At 66.7% G+C, this 19,339-nt stretch carries 20 protein-coding genes; 19 read left to right on the plus strand and 1 reads right to left on the minus strand.

The genetic code is table 11. The features are described from left to right. Positions 1 to 294: 294 nt before the first annotated feature. The 18 genes from SB786_RS23040 to SB786_RS23125 are packed head-to-tail and all read left to right on the plus strand — an operon-like array spanning position 295 to position 17,201. Entirely contained in the window at positions 295 to 990 is a 696-nt protein-coding gene (locus tag SB786_RS23040) for a beta-ketoacyl synthase chain length factor (protein ID WP_410729505.1), read from the plus strand. After that, on the plus strand, positions 974 to 1,768 hold the full coding sequence (locus tag SB786_RS23045) for a lysophospholipid acyltransferase family protein (protein WP_410729506.1): 795 nt from the start codon (positions 974 to 976) through the stop codon (positions 1,766 to 1,768). Before SB786_RS23040 ends, SB786_RS23045 begins: the two co-directional genes overlap by 17 nt. Continuing rightward, positions 1,743 to 2,048, plus strand: a complete 306-nt coding sequence (locus SB786_RS23050; protein ID WP_006758587.1) for a phosphopantetheine-binding protein — start codon at positions 1,743 to 1,745, stop codon at positions 2,046 to 2,048. The genes SB786_RS23045 and SB786_RS23050 overlap by 26 nt, the downstream gene beginning before the upstream one ends. After that, positions 2,045 to 2,293 carry an acyl carrier protein gene (locus SB786_RS23055; RefSeq protein ID WP_006758588.1) on the plus strand — a complete coding sequence of 83 codons (249 nt, stop codon included), beginning with the start codon at positions 2,045 to 2,047 and terminating at the stop codon, positions 2,291 to 2,293. The genes SB786_RS23050 and SB786_RS23055 overlap by 4 nt, the downstream gene beginning before the upstream one ends. Further along, positions 2,290 to 2,931, plus strand: a complete 642-nt coding sequence (locus SB786_RS23060) for a hypothetical protein (protein WP_410729507.1) — start codon at positions 2,290 to 2,292, stop codon at positions 2,929 to 2,931. Before SB786_RS23055 ends, SB786_RS23060 begins: the two co-directional genes overlap by 4 nt. Further along, on the plus strand, positions 2,928 to 4,619 hold the full coding sequence (locus SB786_RS23065; protein WP_410729509.1) for an AMP-binding protein: 1,692 nt from the start codon (positions 2,928 to 2,930) through the stop codon (positions 4,617 to 4,619). The genes SB786_RS23060 and SB786_RS23065 overlap by 4 nt, the downstream gene beginning before the upstream one ends. Continuing rightward, the gene (locus SB786_RS23070) at positions 4,616 to 6,322 is read left to right on the plus strand and encodes a glycosyltransferase family 2 protein (RefSeq protein ID WP_410729510.1); all 1,707 of its coding nucleotides are present in this window, start codon (positions 4,616 to 4,618) and stop codon (positions 6,320 to 6,322) included. The genes SB786_RS23065 and SB786_RS23070 overlap by 4 nt, the downstream gene beginning before the upstream one ends. Next, positions 6,309 to 7,919 (plus strand): HAL/PAL/TAL family ammonia-lyase, encoded by a 1,611-nt coding sequence (gene hutH, locus SB786_RS23075; RefSeq protein ID WP_410729511.1) that lies wholly within the window; start codon positions 6,309 to 6,311, stop codon positions 7,917 to 7,919. Before SB786_RS23070 ends, hutH begins: the two co-directional genes overlap by 14 nt. Beyond that, on the plus strand, positions 7,916 to 8,344 hold the full coding sequence (locus SB786_RS23080) for an acyl-CoA thioesterase (protein WP_410729512.1): 429 nt from the start codon (positions 7,916 to 7,918) through the stop codon (positions 8,342 to 8,344). Before hutH ends, SB786_RS23080 begins: the two co-directional genes overlap by 4 nt. Continuing rightward, the gene (locus tag SB786_RS23085; RefSeq protein ID WP_410729513.1) at positions 8,335 to 9,012 is read left to right on the plus strand and encodes a LolA family protein; all 678 of its coding nucleotides are present in this window, start codon (positions 8,335 to 8,337) and stop codon (positions 9,010 to 9,012) included. Before SB786_RS23080 ends, SB786_RS23085 begins: the two co-directional genes overlap by 10 nt. Then, positions 9,009 to 11,420 carry an MMPL family transporter gene (locus SB786_RS23090; protein ID WP_410729514.1) on the plus strand — a complete coding sequence of 804 codons (2,412 nt, stop codon included), beginning with the start codon at positions 9,009 to 9,011 and terminating at the stop codon, positions 11,418 to 11,420. The genes SB786_RS23085 and SB786_RS23090 overlap by 4 nt, the downstream gene beginning before the upstream one ends. After that, a complete protein-coding gene (locus tag SB786_RS23095; protein ID WP_410729515.1) occupies positions 11,417 to 12,604 on the plus strand; it encodes a beta-ketoacyl-[acyl-carrier-protein] synthase family protein in 1,188 nt (395 codons plus the stop codon). Before SB786_RS23090 ends, SB786_RS23095 begins: the two co-directional genes overlap by 4 nt. A 1-nt stretch (position 12,605) precedes the next feature. Beyond that, on the plus strand, positions 12,606 to 13,109 hold the full coding sequence (locus SB786_RS23100; protein ID WP_006760530.1) for a hotdog family protein: 504 nt from the start codon (positions 12,606 to 12,608) through the stop codon (positions 13,107 to 13,109). After that, on the plus strand, positions 13,106 to 13,831 hold the full coding sequence (locus tag SB786_RS23105) for a 3-ketoacyl-ACP reductase FabG2 (RefSeq protein ID WP_410729516.1): 726 nt from the start codon (positions 13,106 to 13,108) through the stop codon (positions 13,829 to 13,831). The genes SB786_RS23100 and SB786_RS23105 overlap by 4 nt, the downstream gene beginning before the upstream one ends. Further along, positions 13,831 to 15,060 (plus strand): beta-ketoacyl-ACP synthase, encoded by a 1,230-nt coding sequence (locus SB786_RS23110; RefSeq protein ID WP_410729517.1) that lies wholly within the window; start codon positions 13,831 to 13,833, stop codon positions 15,058 to 15,060. Before SB786_RS23105 ends, SB786_RS23110 begins: the two co-directional genes overlap by 1 nt. Continuing rightward, positions 15,057 to 16,295: a beta-ketoacyl synthase N-terminal-like domain-containing protein gene (locus SB786_RS23115; RefSeq protein WP_410729518.1), complete on the plus strand. Its 1,239-nt coding sequence runs from the start codon at positions 15,057 to 15,059 to the stop codon at positions 16,293 to 16,295. Before SB786_RS23110 ends, SB786_RS23115 begins: the two co-directional genes overlap by 4 nt. Before the next feature lie 32 nt (positions 16,296 to 16,327). Continuing rightward, positions 16,328 to 16,753: a signal peptidase gene (locus tag SB786_RS23120; protein ID WP_410729519.1), complete on the plus strand. Its 426-nt coding sequence runs from the start codon at positions 16,328 to 16,330 to the stop codon at positions 16,751 to 16,753. A 13-nt stretch (positions 16,754 to 16,766) separates the two neighbouring features. Then, on the plus strand, positions 16,767 to 17,201 hold the full coding sequence (locus SB786_RS23125) for an excinuclease ABC subunit A (protein WP_012365896.1): 435 nt from the start codon (positions 16,767 to 16,769) through the stop codon (positions 17,199 to 17,201). 45 nt (positions 17,202 to 17,246) lie between these two features. Here SB786_RS23125 and SB786_RS23130 read toward each other — a convergent pair whose 3' ends face one another. Then, entirely contained in the window at positions 17,247 to 17,966 is a 720-nt protein-coding gene (locus SB786_RS23130; RefSeq protein WP_410729520.1) for a class I SAM-dependent methyltransferase, read from the minus strand. A 110-nt stretch (positions 17,967 to 18,076) separates the two neighbouring features. Here SB786_RS23130 and SB786_RS23135 point away from each other — a divergent pair, with 110 nt between their 5' ends. Next, on the plus strand, positions 18,077 to 19,324 hold the full coding sequence (locus tag SB786_RS23135; RefSeq protein ID WP_410729521.1) for an NAD(P)/FAD-dependent oxidoreductase: 1,248 nt from the start codon (positions 18,077 to 18,079) through the stop codon (positions 19,322 to 19,324). Positions 19,325 to 19,339 lie beyond the last annotated feature (15 nt).

The following is a 19,339-nucleotide window of genomic DNA, read 5'->3' on the forward strand; positions in this document are numbered from 1 at the left end:
AAGGAGATTCGGAATCGAGCCCATTATGAGCCATTTGGGTGCACGATCGGTAGAAAGTACGTCGGACGGCGGATTGTCGGGATAACCGACGATGCACGACTTTCCGCGAAATCAGTAAATGGTTAAATATCGAAGAAGTCTCACGCCGTAACGTTGATCTTTTGTAACGGTCCTGTTACAGTTCCGCCGCACCGGGATGCCGGTCCCTCGGCATGGAAAGCGGAGCGCAACAACCGGATACGCGGCGGCGCTATATAAAAACACTCAAGAGAAATCACCTCAACGAGAACAACAATGGCCGATTTGCATTGGATCATGCCAATCGCCAGATGGACGTCGATTTCGACCGCGGGGGTGCCGGGCGTCGAAGCCCTCGATCCGATGGTGCGACGCCGCTTGAGCCGGCTGTCGCGTCTCGCGCTTCAGGCTGCCTATGATTGCGCCGGAGCGGAAAATCCGTTGCGGATGGTATTCGCGTCGCGCCATGGCGAACTGACGCGCACCACCGGCATTCTCTCCGACATCGGCGCCGCGGAACCCGTCTCCCCGACGGCCTTCAGTCTCTCCGTTCTCAATGCGGTCACGGGCATATTCGGGATCGCAAGGCGCGACCGATCGGCGGCGACCGCGATCGCGGCCGGCCATGAAACCCTCGGCTACGCGCTGCTCGAAGCATTTTCCCAATACGACACGTCGCCGGAATCGCCGGTGTTGCTCGTCTATGCGCACGAGCCGGCCGACCCTGTGTACGGCGATGTCGATGACGACCCGGCGAGCGTCGGGCTTGCCGTGCTGCTTGACACCGCTGAGCCGGTCGGCTATCTAACCTGCGAAATGGAGGTCGACGGCGCGAGCGACACGCACGTTCCCGACGACGCGGCGAGTACGCAAAGCGCGGCAGTGCTGCGCTGCCTGTCGGCGCGCACGCCGGTGTCATGGCGTGGCGAACACGCATTCTGGCGATGGAGCTGGCATGATCGCGCGGCTTGACTACGGCTGGCGCCTGTTCGCGACCGGCATGAGCCTGGCATTTTTTGCGTGTTGCGGATCGGTGTTCTCGGTGCTGGCGATCGCCGTCGGCGCGCTGTGGCCGCATCGGCGCTCGCGCCAGCGTTGCGTGACGCTCGTGATCCACTATTTCTTCCGCGTGCTGGTCGCGCTGCTGCAGCGCATTGGCGTGATGAAGCTCGAGCTGAGCGGCGTCGAGCGTCTTGCCAAGGGCGGCCCCGCAATCGTTGTCGCCAATCATCCGACCTGGCTCGACGTCATGGTGCTGCTGTCGCTGACGCCGAAGGCCTGTTGCGTCGTCAAGCGCGGCCACTGGGGCAACCCCTGTTTCTGGGGCATCGTCCGCGCAGCCGACTACGTGAGCAATGCCGATGCCGTCGATCTCGTCGAGGCCGGGGCCCGGCAACTGGCGGCGGGCTACACGATGATCGTCTTCCCGGAAGGCACGCGCAGCCCGGGCGGCAATCGTCTGCATGCATTCTCGCGCGGCTTCGCGCATATGGCGCTGCAGTCGCGCAGCCGGATCCAGCCGGTGCTGATCGATTGCGATCCACCGGTATTCACCAAGACCCTGCAGTGGTATCACGTGCCGTCTCGTGCGTTTCGCATGCGCATAGACGTGCTGGAGCCGATGGATCTGAACCGGCTCGCGTCGGATGTGACGTCGCCGTCGATTGCCGCACGCAGTATTGCCCGCGAGGTGGAAGTGCACATTACTCAAAGCCTGTTTCAGTATGGATACTTTAAAACTGCAAATTAAGCAGCTTCTGATCGAGATGCTCGATCTCAGCGACATGACGGTGGACGATATCGATGACGATGCGCCGCTGTTCTCGACTGACGGAATCGGCCTCGATTCCGTCGATGCGCTCGAAGTCGGCATCATGCTGCGCAAGAAGTTTCAACTGACGATCGCCGCGAACGACGAGCGCACGAAAGCGCATTTTCGGTCGATCAACACACTGGCGGCGTTCATTGCCGATCAGCAGTCGCATCAGGCATCGCAAGAAGCCGTGCTGGAAAAGGGGAATCACTCGTGACCGACGCAGAAATCCTGGAGCGCATCCGCGCCATTTTTCACGAGAATTTCGCGATCGAGCCGGAGCGCGTGACACCTGAAACGCACCTGTTCGAAGAGCTCGACCTGGACAGCATCGACGCGGTCGATCTGGCCATCAAGCTTCAGGAGATGACGGGCAAGCGCATCAAGCCCGAGGAATTCAAGTCGGTGCGTACCGTCGGCGATGTCGTCGTCGCGGTTCACGCGTTACTCGCGCGCGCATGACGATGGCGATGACGGGCATGCGGGCGACTACCGGCACCGGCTTGCCACGTTGGGCAAGCGTGGCGGCCAGGGCGGCGCTGCTCGTCGCCTATCCGCTCGTCATCCTGTTTGCGTGGCAGAGCATGTCGCCGCGCTACGTCGGTTGCCTGCTCTTCGCATTGCTGTGGCTTCAGCGCACGGTCGGCAAGGGCACGCTCGCGAAGGCGCTGCGACGGCTCACGACGCTCGACTGGTGCGTGGCTGGTGCATTGACCGCGTTGTCCGTCGCGATTGCCGTGACGGACAGCGAACGTCTTCTTCATCTCTACCCTGCATGTGTGAGTGCCGGCTTGCTGGTCGCGTTCGGCGCGACGCTGCGGCGCGGTCCGACAATGATCGAAAAATTCGCACGATCGACCTATCCCGAGCCGAGTCCGGAAATCGTCCGCTACACGCGGCGCGTCACACAGGTGTGGTGCGTATTCTTCATCGTGAACGGCGGCTTTTCGGTCTACACGGCGTTGTACTGGAGCCGGGCATCATGGGCCCTTTACAACGGGTTCGTCGCGTACCTGCTGATCGGTGCGTTGCTTGCGGGCGAGTGGCTGTGGCGCAGCGTCGTCATTGCCGCCAGACGAAAGCGCACGGGTGTCGCATGATCGCGCTGCACGAGATGCTGTGCGCCGCGGCGGATAGCGAAACGATCGTCTGCCGCGACGGCGCCGAGGTGCTGACGCTCGGCGACTTGCGTGCGCGCGTGGACGTCATCGCCCGGACGCTCGACGCGAGCGGCGCCCGCCGGGTCGCGATCTGCACCGACGATCCGTACGACTTCGCGTGCGCATTCTTCGCCGTAGCGGCGGTGCAGGGCGAAATCGTGATTCCGGCCAGCAACGCGCCCGGCTATCTCGGCGATCTGGCCCATGCGTATGACCTGGTGCTGGATGCGCCGGCATTGGCCGCGTGCGTGCACCACACGGAGTGCGAACCTGCCATCTCCGTCCGCTCGATCGACGCGGCGGCCGCGGTGACGCTTTATACGTCCGGCAGCCGCGGCATCGCGAAGCCGGTGCGGAAGTCGCTCGCGCAGCTCGATGCCGAAGTGCGCACGCTGCAGCGCGAATGGGCCGACCGGATCGGTGCGGCAGTGACGTTGTCGAGCGTGCCGCATCACCACATCTACGGACTGTTGTTCAGGATCCTGTGGCCGTTGGCGGCGGGCCGCGCGTTCGACCGGACACCGGTGCTCGAGCCGTTGCAACTGCAGCAGCGGCTTGCCGAATACGGCGGCGGTGTCGTGGTCTCGACGCCGTCGCAACTGATGCGCTGGCCTGCGTTGTCCGGTTTTCCGATGCAAGCACCCGCGCCGTGCGCGTTCTTCTCGTCGGGCGGCCCGCTGCCGGCCGATGCGGCAGCGGCCTATTCGAACGCGTTCGGCGCGGCGCCGCTCGAGATCTTCGGCAGCACCGAAACCGGCGGCATCGCATGGCGGCGTCAGGACGTCTCGCATGCATGGCAGCCGTTGAAGGGCGTTGACGTGCGCTGCGACGACGACGGCGTACTGTGCGTTCGCTCCGCGCATCTCCGTCACGATCGCTGGCACCGCACCGACGACACCGCGCGATTCGACGCGCAGGGGCGCTTCGCGCTCGCGGGACGGCGCGATCGCGTGATCAAGCTCGACGGCAAGCGCGTTTCGTTGCCGGAGCTCGAGACGCGGATACTCGCGCATGAGTATGTCGAGCAGGCGGCTGCGGTGGTCGTCGACGGCGCGACGCGGCCACACGTGGGCGTCGTCGCGGTGTTGAGCGCGGCGGGGCGGGACGCGCTGGCGGAGCACGGGCGGATTGCCGTTGCTACGACGTTGCGGCATGCGCTCGGTGCCTATTTCGATGCGGCGGCATTGCCGCGCTACTGGCGTTTCCGCCACGCGATGCCGTTCGATGTGCGCGGCAAGCTGCCGGCTGCCGCGCTGGCTGCGGCCTTTACGGCCACGCCGGAGGGCTTCGAGCTGCTCGCGTCGTGGCGCAGCGACGACGCGTTGCATTACGAACTGCGCGTGCCGCCCACGCTCGCGCATTTCGACGGGCATTTTCCTGGGCTGCCCATCCTGCCCGGTGTCGTGCAGATCGACTGGGCCGCGCGCCTTGCCGGCCGCGAGATGCCGGCCGTGCGGGAAATCCGTTCGATCGAACACCTGAAGTTCAAGGCACCCGTGCCGCCCGGCGCCGTGCTGGCGCTGCGTATCGCGCATGATCCGGTACGCGGCCGCACGCGCTTCGCGTTCCGGTGCGGCGGCCGGGAATGCACGTCGGGCGTGCTGGTATACGGCGTGGCGGCGGCATGAGCGACACCTGCATCGTCATTCCGATCTACAACCATCGCGATGCGATCGGCGGCACGCTGGCGCGCCTGGTCGTGCACGGCCAGCCGATTCTGGTGGTCGACGATGGCAGCGACGAGCCCACCCGGCGGGTGCTGGCCGCGCTGGCCGCGCAGTACGCCGGTGCCGTGACGTTGCTGCGGTTGCCCGTCAACGGGGGAAAGGGTGCGGCGGTCATGGCCGGCATGCGTGCCGCGCGCGCACGGGGATACCGGCATGCGATCCAGATCGATGCCGACGGCCAGCACGATGCCGACGACGTGCCGAAGTTCGTCGCGGCCGCGCAGGCCGAGCCGGACGCCGTGATTCTCGGGCGGCCACGTTTCGACGACAGCGTGCCGAAGGCGCGCCTGTACGGCCGCTACCTCACGCACGCGTGGGTATGGATCGAAACGCTGTCGCTGGACATTCCCGATGCGATGTGCGGGTTTCGTCTGTATCCGGTCGATGCCGTCTGCGAACTGATCGACACGGTATCGATGCCGACGCGGATGGCTTTCGACAGCGAAATCCTGGTCAGGCTTCACTGGCGAGGCCTGGCATTCAGGACGATCGCGACGCGCGTCGTCTACCCGGCCGACGGCGTGTCGCATTTCGACGTCTGGCGCGACAACGTGCGCATCAGCGCGAGCCACACGCGGCTCGTCGCCGGGATGCTCGTGCGCGCGCCGATGCTGCTGACGCGCCGGCTCATCCGGTCGCGCGGCGCGCCGGCGACGGCGCGCACGCGTGCATGGTGGCGCATGCCGGAACGCGGCAGCCGGCTCGGCATGGCGTTGCTGGCCCTGAGCTGCCGCTGGTTCGGCAAGGGCTTCACGTCGTTCTGGCTGCATCCGATCGTCGGCTATTTCGTGCTGACGAACCGCACGGCGCGCACCGCGTCGCATGCGTACATCGCGCGCCTGCGCGACGCGCAAGCGGCGGCCGTGCCGAAGCCGGGATGGCGCAGTGCGTATCGGCACATGCTTGCCTTTGCGCAGGCGGGATTCGACAAGTTCGTCGCATGGTCCGGCCGTCTCGACGAACTCGACGTGCGCTTCGACGATTCGTCCGCATTCGATGCGCTCGCCGCAAGCGGGCGCGGTGCGCTCGTGATCGGCGCGCATCTGGGCAACCTCGAGATGACACGGGCGCTCGCGCTGCGCGATGCGCACACGAAGGTGACGGCGATCGTCTATACCGAACACGCGAAGCGCTTTACCGGTGTGCTGGCCGGCGCGAACCAGGCATTCGGCAAGCAACTCGTCGAGGTATCGGACTTCGGGCCGGATACGGCGATGATGATGCAGTCGCGGATCGATGCAGGCGAGCTGCTCGTGATCGTCGGCGACCGCGTGCCGCCGCATGATTCGGGGAAAACGGTCGACGCCCGTTTTCTCGACGCGAAAGCCCCGTTCGCGCAGGGCCCGTACATCCTCGCCCACGCGCTCGGCTGTCCGGTCTACCTGTTCTTCTGCCTGAAGGAGCAGCGCGGCTACCGGCTCTATTTCGAACCATTCGCAGACCGAATCGAGCTACCGCGTCGCGAGCGCGCGAGTCACGTCGCGCAATGGGCGCAGCGCTATGCCGCGCGGCTCGAACACTATTGCCGCAAGGCTCCCTATCAATGGTTCAACTTCTTCGATTTCTGGGCGCGGCCCGATGGAGGTCCGCGTGGCCGAGCATGACATGAAGAACGTCCCGGCAACCGCCGCGGCGCACGCGAGCCGGCCGGCCGTCGTGATCGGCGACCGGCATCTGACGATCGAGGACGTCGTCGCGATCGCCCGCGATGGTGCGCCGGTCGCGCTGAATGCGGCGCCCGCGTGGCGCTCGCGGATCGAGCGCGGCGCAACCTGGCTGCGCGACTATCTCGCGAACGGCGGCACCCTGTACGGTGTAACGACGGGGTATGGCGACGCGTGCGTGGTCGAGGTACCGCCGTCGCTCGTCGAAGCGCTGCCGCTGCAACTGACCCGTTATCACGGATGCGGGATGGGCGACTGGTTCGACGCGACGCAGACGTTGTCGATCATCGTCGCACGGCTCAATTCGCTCGCGTTCGGTTACTCGGGCGTGCGGTTCACATTGCTGGAGCGGCTGGCGGATCTGGTGAATCACCGGATCCTGCCGCGCATTCCGTCGGAAGGCTCGGTCGGCGCGAGCGGCGACCTGACGCCGCTGTCCTACGTCGCCGCGGCGCTGGTCGGCGAGCGCACCGTATCGTTCGCCGGCGACGAGCGCGACGCGCGGGACGTATGGCGCGCGATCGATCGCGCGCCGCTCACGCTTGCGCCGAAGGAAGGGCTGGCGCTGATGAACGGCACGGCGGTCATGACGGGGCTGGCGTGCCTCGCGTTTGTGCGTGCCGAGCACCTGACGTCGATGGCTGCCCGCCTGACGGCATTGACGACGGTCGCGCTCGACGGGCGGGCGGGCCACTTCGATGCGCGGTTGTTCGACGCGAAGCCGCATGCGGGGCAGGCAGAGGCGGCCGCATGGATACGTGCCGACCTGGCCGGGCGCGACGAATTGCCGGGGCGACGCCTGCAGGATCGCTATTCGGTCCGGTGCGCGCCGCACGTGATCGGCGTGGCGCGCGACGCGTTGTCGTGGATGCGTCGCGATATCGAGAACGAACTGAACAGTGCGAACGACAATCCGCTGATCGATCCGGACGAAGGGTGCGTCCTGCACGGCGGCAATTTCTACGGCGGCCATATCGCGTTCGCGATGGATGCGCTGAAGACCGCGGTGGCGAACCTCGCCGACCTGATGGATCGCCAGCTCGCGCTGCTGGTCGACGACAAGTTCAGCAACGGACTGCCGCGCAACCTGACGGGGGCGACCGGGGAACGGGCCGCGATCAACCACGGGTTCAAGGCCGTGCAGATCTCGTCTTCCGCATGGACGGCGGAGGCGTTGAAGCACACGATGCCGGCCAGCGTGTTCTCGCGCTCGACGGAGTCGCACAACCAGGACAAGGTCAGCATGGGAACGATCGCCGCGCGCGATTGCCTGCGCGTGCTGGCGCTGACGGAGCAGGTCGCCGCGGCGCACGTGCTTGCGACCGTGCAGGCCGTCCGTCTGCGGCTGCGCGACGACCCGCGCACGCAGCTTTCGTCCGCGCTGCGCGCGTTCATCGACGATGTGGGTCGCCAATCGCCGCTGGTGGTCGAGGACCGGCCGCTCGAAGCGGAGCTGCGCGCGCTGACCGCGCGGCTGGCCGCCTGCGAGCCGATTGGCGGATCGTCCGGCGCATGCCGGCGCGGGGAGGCGGCATGAACGAGAACCGTGAGCCGCTCACCGCGACCGCACGCGTCGAGGTGCTGTTCCACGATGTCGACGCAATGAATGTCTGCTGGCACGGGCATTACCTGAAGTACTTCGAAAGCAGCCGCGCCGCACTGCTGCGGATGATCGACTACGACTATCCGGCGATGCTGGCGTCGGGCTACGTGTGGCCCGTGGTGGAGGCGCATTTGAAATACGTCCGCCCCGCCCATTACAGCCAGCAGCTCGACGTGCGCGCGACGCTCGTCGAATTCGAGAACCGGCTGAAGATCGGTTACGAAATCCTCGACGCGGCCTCGGGCGAGCGTTTGACGAAGGGTTATACGGTGCAGCTGGCGATCGATGCGACGACGCGCGAACTGCAGTTCGTGTCGCCGCCGGTCTTGATCGAAAGGGTGCGTGCGCAATGGGCCTGACGCTGCGCTACAGACGGTTGGCGGCGACGATGCTCGGCGCCTGCATGATGCACGCCGGCGGCGAGCTGGCGGCCGCTCCGGCGCCGCCCGTGGCCACAGCGGTCGCCCGGCCGGCGAATGCGGCGCTCGTTGCCGATGTCGCGACGCGGCTGGCGCGCGTCGGCGCGATTCGCGCGGATTTTCGGCAGACACAGACGCTGTCGGCGATGAAGCAGCCGCTCGTCAGCACGGGCTCGATGTTGTTCGATCGCAGGTCGGGCGTCGTCTGGCGAATCGAGACACCCTACAAGGCCACTTACGTGATTACGGACGGCGGCATGCGTGAGGTCGGGGCGGACGGACGCCTCGTCGCGCCGGGCGGCGGCGGCCGCGGCGTCGCGCAAGTGTCGCGCATGATGCGCGACATGCTCGGCGGTGACCTGTCGGCACTCTATGCGCAATTCGACGTCGAAGCGAGCGGCACGCCGGAACGGTGGCGGATGGTGTTGCGGCCGAACCAGCCGCAGCTCGCACAGGCGATCCGCGTGCTCGAAATGAGCGGCGGTGCCTATCTCGGCAAGCTCGACATGACGTTTGCGAACGGCAATGTGACCGTGCTCGAATTCGTGCGGCCGACGCCGGTCGACGCGCCCGCGCCGATCGAGCGCGGTTGGCTGGAGGCACGATGATGAATACGGCGCGCGACGCGATCGACGCATCGGGCGAGCGCAGCCGACGGCGCGCGCTGTGCGCCGCATGGCTGATCGTTGCGCTGGTTGCGATCGCATTCATCGTGTGGCGCTTCAGCGGCCCCGCACCGTTGCAGACGAACCTCCTTGCGCTGCTGCCGGCCACCGAAGCGAACCCCGTTGCCGAACGAGCCGTCGACGTGCTCGGCGATGTGCTCGGCAATCGCACTGTCTATCTGGTGACCGATCGGGACGCCGACCGTGCGAAGGCTGCCGCGAAGCAGTTGGGCGCGCGGCTCGCGGCGAGCGGGGCATTTCGTTCGGTGACGGTCGAAGTGCCGCCGTTCGACCTGTCGCAGATCGCGGCAACCTACATGCCGGCCCGTTTCGGTCTGCTGACGAACGCGGATCGCCGGTCGCTCGAACAACGCGACGCCGCGCTCGGCGAACGGCTCGTCCGGCGGCTCTACGCGCCGCCCGTCGATGGTCTGCAGACTGCCGTGGCGGACGATCCGTTTGGCTGGGTGCAGCACTGGCTCGGCGAGCTGCCGCTCGCGGCATCGAACCTGTCGCTCGAAGACGGCATGCTCGTGTCGCATCATGCCGGCGCAACGGGCGTGCTGGTGATGACGTCGCTGGCAGGGTCGGCCTATGAATCCAGTGTCCAGCACGCGGTACGTGTCGCGACGGCCGATGCGGAACGCGCACTCGCGGCCGACTTCCGTGGCGTTCGCGTCGATCGGGCCGGCGCCGTGTTCCATGCCGAAGCGGCGCGCGCGAGTGCCGAGCGCGACGTGCACGTGATCGGCGCGGTGTCGCTGGCCGGCATCGCGCTGCTGCTGATGAGCGTATTTCGGTCGCCGCGCCTGCTGGTGCTCGCGTTTGCGTCGACGGCATTCGGCATCGTGTGTGCGCTGGCCGCAACGCTGTTGGTATTCGGCAAGCTGCACCTGCTGACGCTGGTGTTCGGCGTGAGCCTGATCGGCGAGGCCGTCGACTATTCGATCCAGTATTTCGTCGCATACCTTTCGGCGGGGCGGCAATGGGATGCGCGGCGCGGCGCGACGGCGGTCAGGCCGGCGCTCGCGGTGGCGCTGGCGACCAGCCTGCTGGGTTACGCGATCCTGATGTGGGTGCCGTTTCCGGCACTCAAGCAGATCGCATGCTTTGCAATCGTCGGGATCCTCAGCGCGTTCGCGGCGGTCACCGGCTTTTTGCCGCTCATGCTTACTCAGCCGCCCCGGAGCGCGCCGTCCCGCGTGTTCTCGTGCGCGGCGCGCTTGCTGAACGGCTGGCAGTCGCTGCTGGCGGGGCGGCGTGCCGTGGCCGCCGCCGTGCTGGTGGCGCTGGTTGCGATTCCGGGGTGGGCCGTCCTCAAGAGCGACGACGACATTCATCTGCTGATCCAGCGCGATGCGGGCCTCGCTCTGCAGGAAAGCAATATCCGCGCGGCGGTCGGGCTGGCAAACACCGCGCAATTCTTCGTCGTCCAGGGCGCGTCTGCGGAAGCGGTGCTCGAGCGTTCCGAGGTGCTGCTCGGGGCGCTCGATCAGCAGCGGGTCGGCCGTGTCCAGTCGATCGCGACGTTCGTGCCGTCGGCGAAGCAGCAGGCACACAATCGCGCGGTGCTGGGCACGCACGTGTTTGCCGATGCCGCCGCGCTGCGTGCGACGCTGGCGCACGCGGGCTTCCGAGACGACGTCGCCGACGCGTGGATTCGCGCGTATTCCGTCGATGCCCCGGCGACGCTGTCCGTCGATACGTGGCTGGCGGCACGCTGGTCGGCCCCGTTCCGGCATCTGTGGCTCGGTCGAATCGACGGCGGCACCGGCCCCGTCGATGCGGCACTGGCGATTCCGGAACGGGTCGACGCGGCGAACGTGGCGACTTTCGCGGCGCTGGCGCGCACACTGCCGGGCGTGTCGTGGGTCGACAAGGCCGCGAGCGTGTCGAGCCTGTTCGGCGCCTATCGGGTCGACAGCGGGCTGTGGCTGGCGGGAGCGCTGGTCGTGGTCGCCGCGCTGCTGATGTGGCGATACGGCATGCGCGGCGGTATTGCGACGACGTTGCCGGTCGTGTTCGCCATCGCCTTGACGCTCGCGGCGTTCGGCTATGCGGGGGTGCCGCTCACGCTTTTCAATTGGCTCGCGCTGATGCTGGTGCTCGGCGTGGGCGCCAACTACGCGGTGTTCCTCCGGGAAGGCTGCATGCGGGACGCGGCTGGTGTCGGCGCCGTATGGACCGGCGTGCTGCTGTCGGCGGCCACGACGTTGCTGTCGTTCGGGATGCTCGGCGCGAGCGCGATGCCCGCGTTGCGCAGCTTTGGCACGACCCTCGCGATGGGTATCGTTTTTTCGGTGCTGTTCGCGCCGCTCGCCACGCCGTCCACGAAGGAGGGGCGCGCATGAACGCCAGACTGACGCCGGTCTACCTGTCCGCGCCCGGCATGATCAACGCGCTCGGCGCAACCACCGACGAAATCGTCGACGCATTGCACGCCGGCGTCGCGCCGGGCATGGCGCCGCGTACCGATGGCCTCGCCGGCGGCTGGATCGGTAGCGTGCGTGCCGCGCTCGACGTCGAGCCGCCCACCTCGCTCGTGCATTTCGATTGCAGGAACAACCGGCTGTTGCTTGCCGCGCTGGCGCAGATCGGACCCTTCGTCGACGCGGCGATCGCGCGTTACGGTCCGCGGCGGATCGGTGTCGTGATCGGCACGAGTACGTCCGGCATCCAGGCGGCGGAGCAGGCGCTTGCAAAGCGTGCCGCGACGGGCACGATGCCTGCCGGATTCGATTATCGACAGACGGAAATCGGCACGGCGGCGCCATTCGTGCGCGCGGTGCTGGGTGTGGCCGGGCCAGCCTATACGCTGTCTACCGCATGCACATCCAGTGCCAAGGCATTCGCGGCCGCGCGCCGCCTGCTGCGGCTGAAGCTGTGCGACGCGGTCGTCGTCGGCGGCGCGGATTCGCTGTGCGAGCTGACGCTGCAGGGCTTTGCGTCGCTCGAATCGGTCAGCCCGGGGCGGGCCAACCCGATGAGCCGAAACCGGAACGGCATCAATATCGGCGAAGGCGCCGCGCTGTTCGTGATGAGTCGCGACGAAGCGGCGGTGCGGCTGGCCGGCGTCGGCGAGTCGAGCGACGCGCACCATATCTCGGCGCCGGATCCTGCGGGCGGCGGCGCGGAGGACGCGCTGCGGGCCGCGCTCGCGGACGCCGGCGTCGCATCGTCCGCGATCGGCTACGTGAACCTGCACGCGACGGCGACGCGGCTGAACGACGAGATGGAAGCGAACGTGATGGCACGGGTGTTTCCGCAGGGCGTGCCGGCGAGCGGGACCAAGCCGCTGACAGGACACATGCTCGGCGCGGCGGGCGCGACCGAGCTTGGATTCGGCTGGCTGACGCTGGCGCGCGGGATCGCGCTGCCGACGCACGTCTGGGACGGCGAGCGCGACCCGGCGCTGCCGGGACTCGACCTGGTCGACCGCGAGGATCGTCTGGCCGGCGCTGCAACAGGACGCTACGTGATGAGCAATTCGTTCGCATTCGGCGGCAGCAATGCCAGCCTGATTCTGGGAGGCTGACATGGAGGCCGGACCCTTGATCGACGCGCTGCATGGCGGCGCGGATATTCCCGTCGGCGACGTGCGGGACGTGTTGCCGCATCGAGGCACGATGCTGCTGCTCGACGCGATCGAGCGCTGCTCGGAAACCGGCATCGAGGTCAGCGCGCTCGCGCGCCGCGATGCGTGGTATGTCGACGGCAATGGCGCGATGCCGGCATGGATCGGCATCGAGCTGATGGCGCAGGCGATCGCCGCGCATGTCGGCCTGCTCGCCGCGCATGCAGGCGGCCGCGCGAAACCGGGCGTGTTGCTCGGGGCCAATCGCTATCTCGCGCATCGCACGGCGTTCGGCGCCGACACGACGCTGCGCATCGTCGCGCGGGAACTGCTGCGCGGCGACGAGGGGCATGGCGCGTACGAATGCGCGATTCATGCCGACGGCGAGTGTTGCGCGGAAGCCGTCGTCAAGGTGTACCAACCAAACGATTTTCAATCCTTTATCGAAGGGAGCTTCAACTCATGACTCGGCGAGTTCTCGTGACAGGGGCGAGTCGCGGCATCGGCCGCGCCGTGGCGCTGCGCGCGGCGTCCGACGGTTTCGCCGTGACCGTGCATTGCCGCACCGGCCGCGACGAAGCGGAAGCCGTCGCCGCGACGATTCGCGCGCAGGGTGGCACGGCAAGCGTGCTGCAGTTCGACGTGCGCGACCGTGCGGCGTGCCGGCGGGAACTGGAGGCCGATGTCGAAACGAACGGCGCGTACTACGGGATCGTCTGTTGCGCGGGCGTGACGCGTGACGGCGCGTTTCCGGCGCTGTCCGAAGAGGATTGGGACATCGTGATCGAAACCGGGCTGGACGCCTTCTACAACGTCGTTCATCCGCTGACCATGCCGATGGTGCGCCTGCGCGGCGGCGGCCGCATCGTGACGATCGCGTCCGTGTCGGGCGTGATGGGCAATCGCGGCCAGGTCAATTACAGCGCCGCGAAGGCCGGATTGATCGGCGCGACCAAGGCGCTGGCGATCGAGCTGGCGTCACGCAGGATCACCGTCAATTGCGTGGCGCCCGGGCTGGTCGACACCGGCATGCTCGACGATGTGCCGCTGGAACACGCATTGAAAGCCGTGCCGATGGGCCGCGTCGGCCAGCCCGACGAAGTCGCCGCTGTGGTCGGTTTCCTGATGTCGGACGCGGCGAGCTACGTCACCCGGCAAGTGATCGGCGTCAACGGCGGGATGGTGTGATGAAGCGCGTGGTCGTGACGGGAATGGGCGGTGTGACCGCGTTTGGTCAACGCTGGCAGGAAATCGAAGCGCGCTTGCGCGACGGGCGCAACGCGGTGCGGCGCATGCCGGAATGGGACTGCTTCGAGGCGCTGCATACGCGGCTTGCGTGTCCGTTGCCGGCGTTCGAGCTACCGCCTACGTATCCGCGCAAGAAGACGCGTTCGATGGGGCCGGTGTCGATGTACGCGGTGCGCGCGAGCGAACTGGCGCTGGAGGATGCGGGGTTGTCCGACGATGCATCGATCCGTGACGGCCGGATGGGCGTCGCGTACGGATCGTCATCGGGATCGGTCGAGCCGATCCGGGCATTCGGCACGATGCTCGAAACGGGCTCGATGCGAGACGTTACGTCGAACAGCTACGTGCAGATGATGCCCCATACCACGGCCGTCAACGTCAGCCTGTTCTGGGATCTGAAAGGTAGGATCGTGCCGACGTCGTCCGCATGCGCGTCGGGCAGCCAGGCGATCGGCTACGCGTACGAAGCGATTGCGGCGGGCAAGCAAGCACTGATGCTGGCGGGCGGCGCGGAAGAATTGTCCGGCCCGGCGGTGGCGGTGTTCGATACCCTGTATGCGACCAGCACGCGCAACGATGCCGCGCACCTGACGCCACGGCCGTTCGACGCCGATCGCGACGGCCTGGTGGTGGGCGAGGGCGCGGCGACGCTGGTGCTCGAGGAGTACGAGCACGCGGTCGCGCGCGGCGCGACGATCCATGCGGAGATCGTCGGCTTCGGCTGCAATTCCGACGGCGCGCACATTACCCAGCCGACCGCCGAGACGATGGCGGTCGCGATGCGTCTCGCGCTGAGCGATGCGACGCTCGACGCCGACGCGATCGGCTACGTTAACGCGCACGGCACGTCGACCGATCGGGGCGACGTGGCGGAGAGTCATGCGACGGCGTCCGTGTTCGGCGAACGCATGCCGATCAGTTCGCTGAAAAGCTATGTGGGCCACACGCTCGGCGCGTGCGGCGCACTCGAGGCATGGTGGACGATCGAAATGATGAAGCGCAACTGGTATGCGCCGACGCTCAATCTCACGACGGTCGATCCGGCTTGCGCGCCGCTCGACTACATCATCGGCGACGCGCGCCGAATCGATGCGGAATTCGTGATGAGCAACAACTTCGCGTTCGGCGGGATCAACACCTCGTTGATCTTCCGCCGGATCGGCGCATGACGGCGGTGGGCGGCGCGGCGACGCGCGTCGTGGTCACGGGGCTCGGCATCGTGTCGTGTCTCGGCAATTCGCTCACCGAAGTATCGGACGCGCTGCGCACCGGCCGCTCGGGGGTGAGCCGCGTCGACACGTGGCGCGAGCGCGGCTTTCGCAGCCAGGTCGCCGGGGTGGCGAGCGTGGCGTCGGCGGCGCGATTCGCGCGCAAGCACGAGCGCTTCATGGGCGACACCGCGCGTTTCGCCGCGCATGCGGCCGCGTCGGCACTCGACGATGCAGGGCTCGACGCCGGCATGCTGCGTTCGCCGCGCGCGGGCGCGATCGTGGGGTCGGGCATCGGATCGATAGCCGACTACGACGACGCGATAGAGATCGCGCGGCATCGCGGTATCGAGAAGACGCCGCCTTATGTCGTGCCGAAAGCGATGAGCAGCACGGCGTCGGCATGCGTTGCGCAATTGTTCGGCATCGAAGGCGTGTCGTACTCGCCGTCGTCCGCCTGCACCAGCGCGGCGCTGGCGATCGGGCAGGCGGCGCACTGGATTCGCTCCGGGTACCAGGACATCGTGCTGGCCGGCGGGAGCGAAGCACTGCACGACAACATGACGCTGATGTTCGACGCGATGGGCGCGTTGTCGAGCGGTTTCAACGATACGCCGGAACGCGCATCGCGCCCGTATGCGCTCGGCCGCGACGGCTTCGTGATCGCGTCCGGCGCCGGCATTCTCGTGCTCGAATCGCTCGAGCATGCGCGTGCGCGCGGCGCGCGAATTTACGCGGAAATCAGCGGGTTCGGTCAGGCCACGGACAACGCCGGCATGGCGGCGCCTCATGCGCTGGGGATCGCACGCGCGATGCGTGGCGCGCTCGACGGTAGCGGCCGGCGTCCGGACTACGTCAACACGCATGCGCCGTCGACGCCGCTCGGCGACACCGAGGAACTCGACGCGCTGCGCGACGTATTCGGTGGCGACGTGCCGGCATTCTCGTCGACGAAAGGAATGACCGGACATCCGCTCGGCGCGAGCGGCGCGCATGAAGCGATCTACACGATCCTGATGATGCGCGACGGTTTTGTCGCGGGTACCGGGGTCGGCCTCGAGCCGGATCCGGCGGTCGCCGGCATGCCGCTCGTGCGTACCGCGCGCGAATGCTCGATCGAACGTGCGCTGTCGGTTTCGTTCGGATTCGGCGGCAGCTGTGCAAGTGTGTTGTTGGACGCCTGGAAGGGCGATTGAAGTGAACTTACTGAGCTGAGAGGACGATAACAATGAAGCACAAAGGACATCTGGCCGGCATATTGGTGGCCGCGTCGTTGCTGACGGGGTGCGGTACCGTGGTGCGTTCGCTGCCTCTGCCGGCGGCGGCAACGACACCGGACACGAGCGGCGTCGCGATCTATTTCGGCGCGCAGCCGCATCCGGAGGTCAAGACCAGCATCGGTCCGCGTTCGGAATCGGTGCGCGTATCGCGCGGGACTCAAGCCGAACAGCCGACGTGCGACCAGGCGCTGGCCGAAGCGTTGAACCGTCTTCGCATCTACGCGAAGAATCATGGCGGGAATGCGGTCGTCAACGTGACGACGCGTTTTCATGAAAAGCGTTCGGAGTCGACGTCCGAATATACGTGCGGCGTGAGCGGCAGCGCCGGCGCGATCGCCGTGTCGGGCGACGTCGTGCAGCTGAACGCGCAATAACCGGGAGCAACACGTGAAATACCGCATCGCACTGGCGCTGCTCGGCGCGACCTTCGTCGCGTCGGCCGCGCACGCACGGGACACGATCAGAGACTATCCGATCGAGAACGCGTTGAAGAGCGAGGAAGGAAAGCTCGACGACGGCGTCGCGCTCTATTTCGGTGATCAGTCGCATCCTCGCGTGCTCAAGTCGTACGGCACGTTCGCGACGAACAAGAAGACCAACGCATTCGGCAAGAGCGACGAGGCGGCGTGCCAGCATGTGTTCCTGTCGGCAGTGATCGAACTGCAGGCGCGCGCGCGAAAGGAAGGCGGCAATGCCGTCGTCGGCATCAAGAGCAATTACCGCAACGTGTTGCGCTCGAGTACGACCGAGTTCACGTGCGGGGCCGGCGCGGTCGTGGCGGGTGCGGCGCTCACCGGCGAGATCGTGACGCTGAAGCCTTAGCAGGCGCCTGTAGGGACGGGGCCGCCGAACGGTGGCCTCCGTCGCTCACGCGGGCTTGCGCGCGGCGACGTTCACGAGCGTCTCGCGGCGCTTGCCCGGCTTCGGTGCATACAGGCCGATGCGCTCGAGGAGTCCGAAGTCTTTCGCGCGGCTCCACCACAGGTACGGGAACGACACATTGCGGGCGTCGAACGTGAACCCGCCGTCGCGCAGCATCGCAAGGTAGCCGTCGGCACTTTTCTGAACCTCCATCGGATGACGGAACAGCAGCCGGATCACCCACGACTTGATGTATGCGTCGGTCGATTCGGCGAACAGCAGCAGCCCGCCGGGTTTCAGCACGCGGCGAAACTCGGCCAGCGCTTGCTCCTGGTGGACGAGATGATGAAAGGTCTGATGGCAGAACACGATGTCGACGCTCGAATCGGCGAGCGGGATCTGCGTGCAGTCCGCACGATGCAGTTCGACGGGCGTTGCGCAGCGACGCGCGGCTTCGGACGCATGCGTGAGCGAGTCGTCGTGACAATCGATGCCGATGATCTTGCCGGGCGCGAACGCTTCGCCGAGCAGGCGGAACGACTTGCCCTGACCGCAGCCCGCATCGAGGATGACGGGGGCCTTCGGCAGGGGCGCGGCGATGAGCTGTTTGAGATCGTCGATGGCCACCCTGAGCACGTGATGCTCCCAGGTATGCGTGCGAAGAAACCAGATGCCGAAGCGGGTTTCGGGAACATAGGCGGGGGCGTGCGTGCGGCAGGACGTCATGGGCCTCTCGTCGGAATGTTGGATTTGTTGACCGCCTATTGTAGTTTGCAACGCCAGATCGTGGCGTGAGAAACGTAAGATATCCAATCCATCGAAATGGAACGGCAAGCATGAGTGAAATGAAATCGAATTCCGTCGATGTCGCGATCATCGGCGCGGGGCCCTCCGGCGCGGTCGCGGCCGCATTGTTGCGCAAGGCGGGCCGTTCCGTGCTGGTGCTCGAGCGACAGCATTTTCCGCGCTTTTCGATTGGCGAGAGTCTGTTGCCTCAAAGCATGCAGTATCTCGAAGAGGCCGGTATGTTGCAGGCCGTCGTCGAGGCCGGCTTCCAGTTCAAGAACGGCGCCTATTTCGTTTATCGCGACAGGATGTCGTCGTTCGATTTCCGCGAAAAATTCTCCGACGGTTGGGGGACTGCCTATCAGGTCGAACGCGCCGCATTCGACGATCTGCTGATCCGTTGTGCGGCGACACAGGGTGCGGACGTGCGATTCGGCCATACCGTGCAAGCTTTCCATCCTGGCGATACGCAACGGCTCGATGTGGTCGACGAAGCGGGGGGCGAATATTCCGTTCAAGCGTCGTTCGTACTCGACGCCAGCGGTTTCGCGCGCGTGCTGCCGCGCCTGCTCGGTCTCGAGGCGCCCACCGGCATGCCGACGCGCGCGGCCATCTTTTCGCACGTCGAAGACAGTCTGCCGGCCGGATCGACCGATCGCGACAAGATCTGCATTGCCGTCCATCCGGAGCGTCGCGACGTGTGGTTCTGGATGATCCCGCTGACGAACGGACGCTCGTCGGTCGGCTGCGTGGCCGACGCCGGGTTTCTCGACGTGCCGCAAGCGCAGCAGGAATCGTTGCTGCGGGAATTGCTGCGGAGCGAGCCGACGTTGTCGCGGCTCGTCGGCAGCAAGACGTTCGTGATGCCGGTGCGTCGCATCGCGGGCTATGCGTCGAATGTCGAGCATCTGCACGGGCGCGGCTACGCGTTGCTCGGCAACGCGGGCGAATTCCTCGACCCGATCTTCTCGTCCGGCGTGACGATCGCGATGCGCTCCGCGCAACTGGCAGTCGCCGTGCTCGAACGTCAGTTGCGCGGCGAGGCGGTCGACTGGACACGCGATTACGACATCGCGCTGCGCAAGGGCATCGACACCTTCCGCGCGTTCGTCGAGCGCTGGTACTCAGGCGCGCTTCAGGATATCGTGTTTCATGAAGACAAGGCGTCCGACGTGAAGCGCATGGTCTGCTCGATTCTGGCCGGCTATGCGTGGGACGAGTCGAATCCGTTCGTGCGGGAACCGGCGCGCGGACTCGATGTGCTCGCCGAATTCTGCCGTGCCGGTGGCCTAGGGTGATTCGGTGAAGCGAGG

The organism is Burkholderia sp. SIMBA_062, from assembly GCF_046534765.1.
Lineage (GTDB): Bacteria > Pseudomonadota > Gammaproteobacteria > Burkholderiales > Burkholderiaceae > Burkholderia > Burkholderia ambifaria.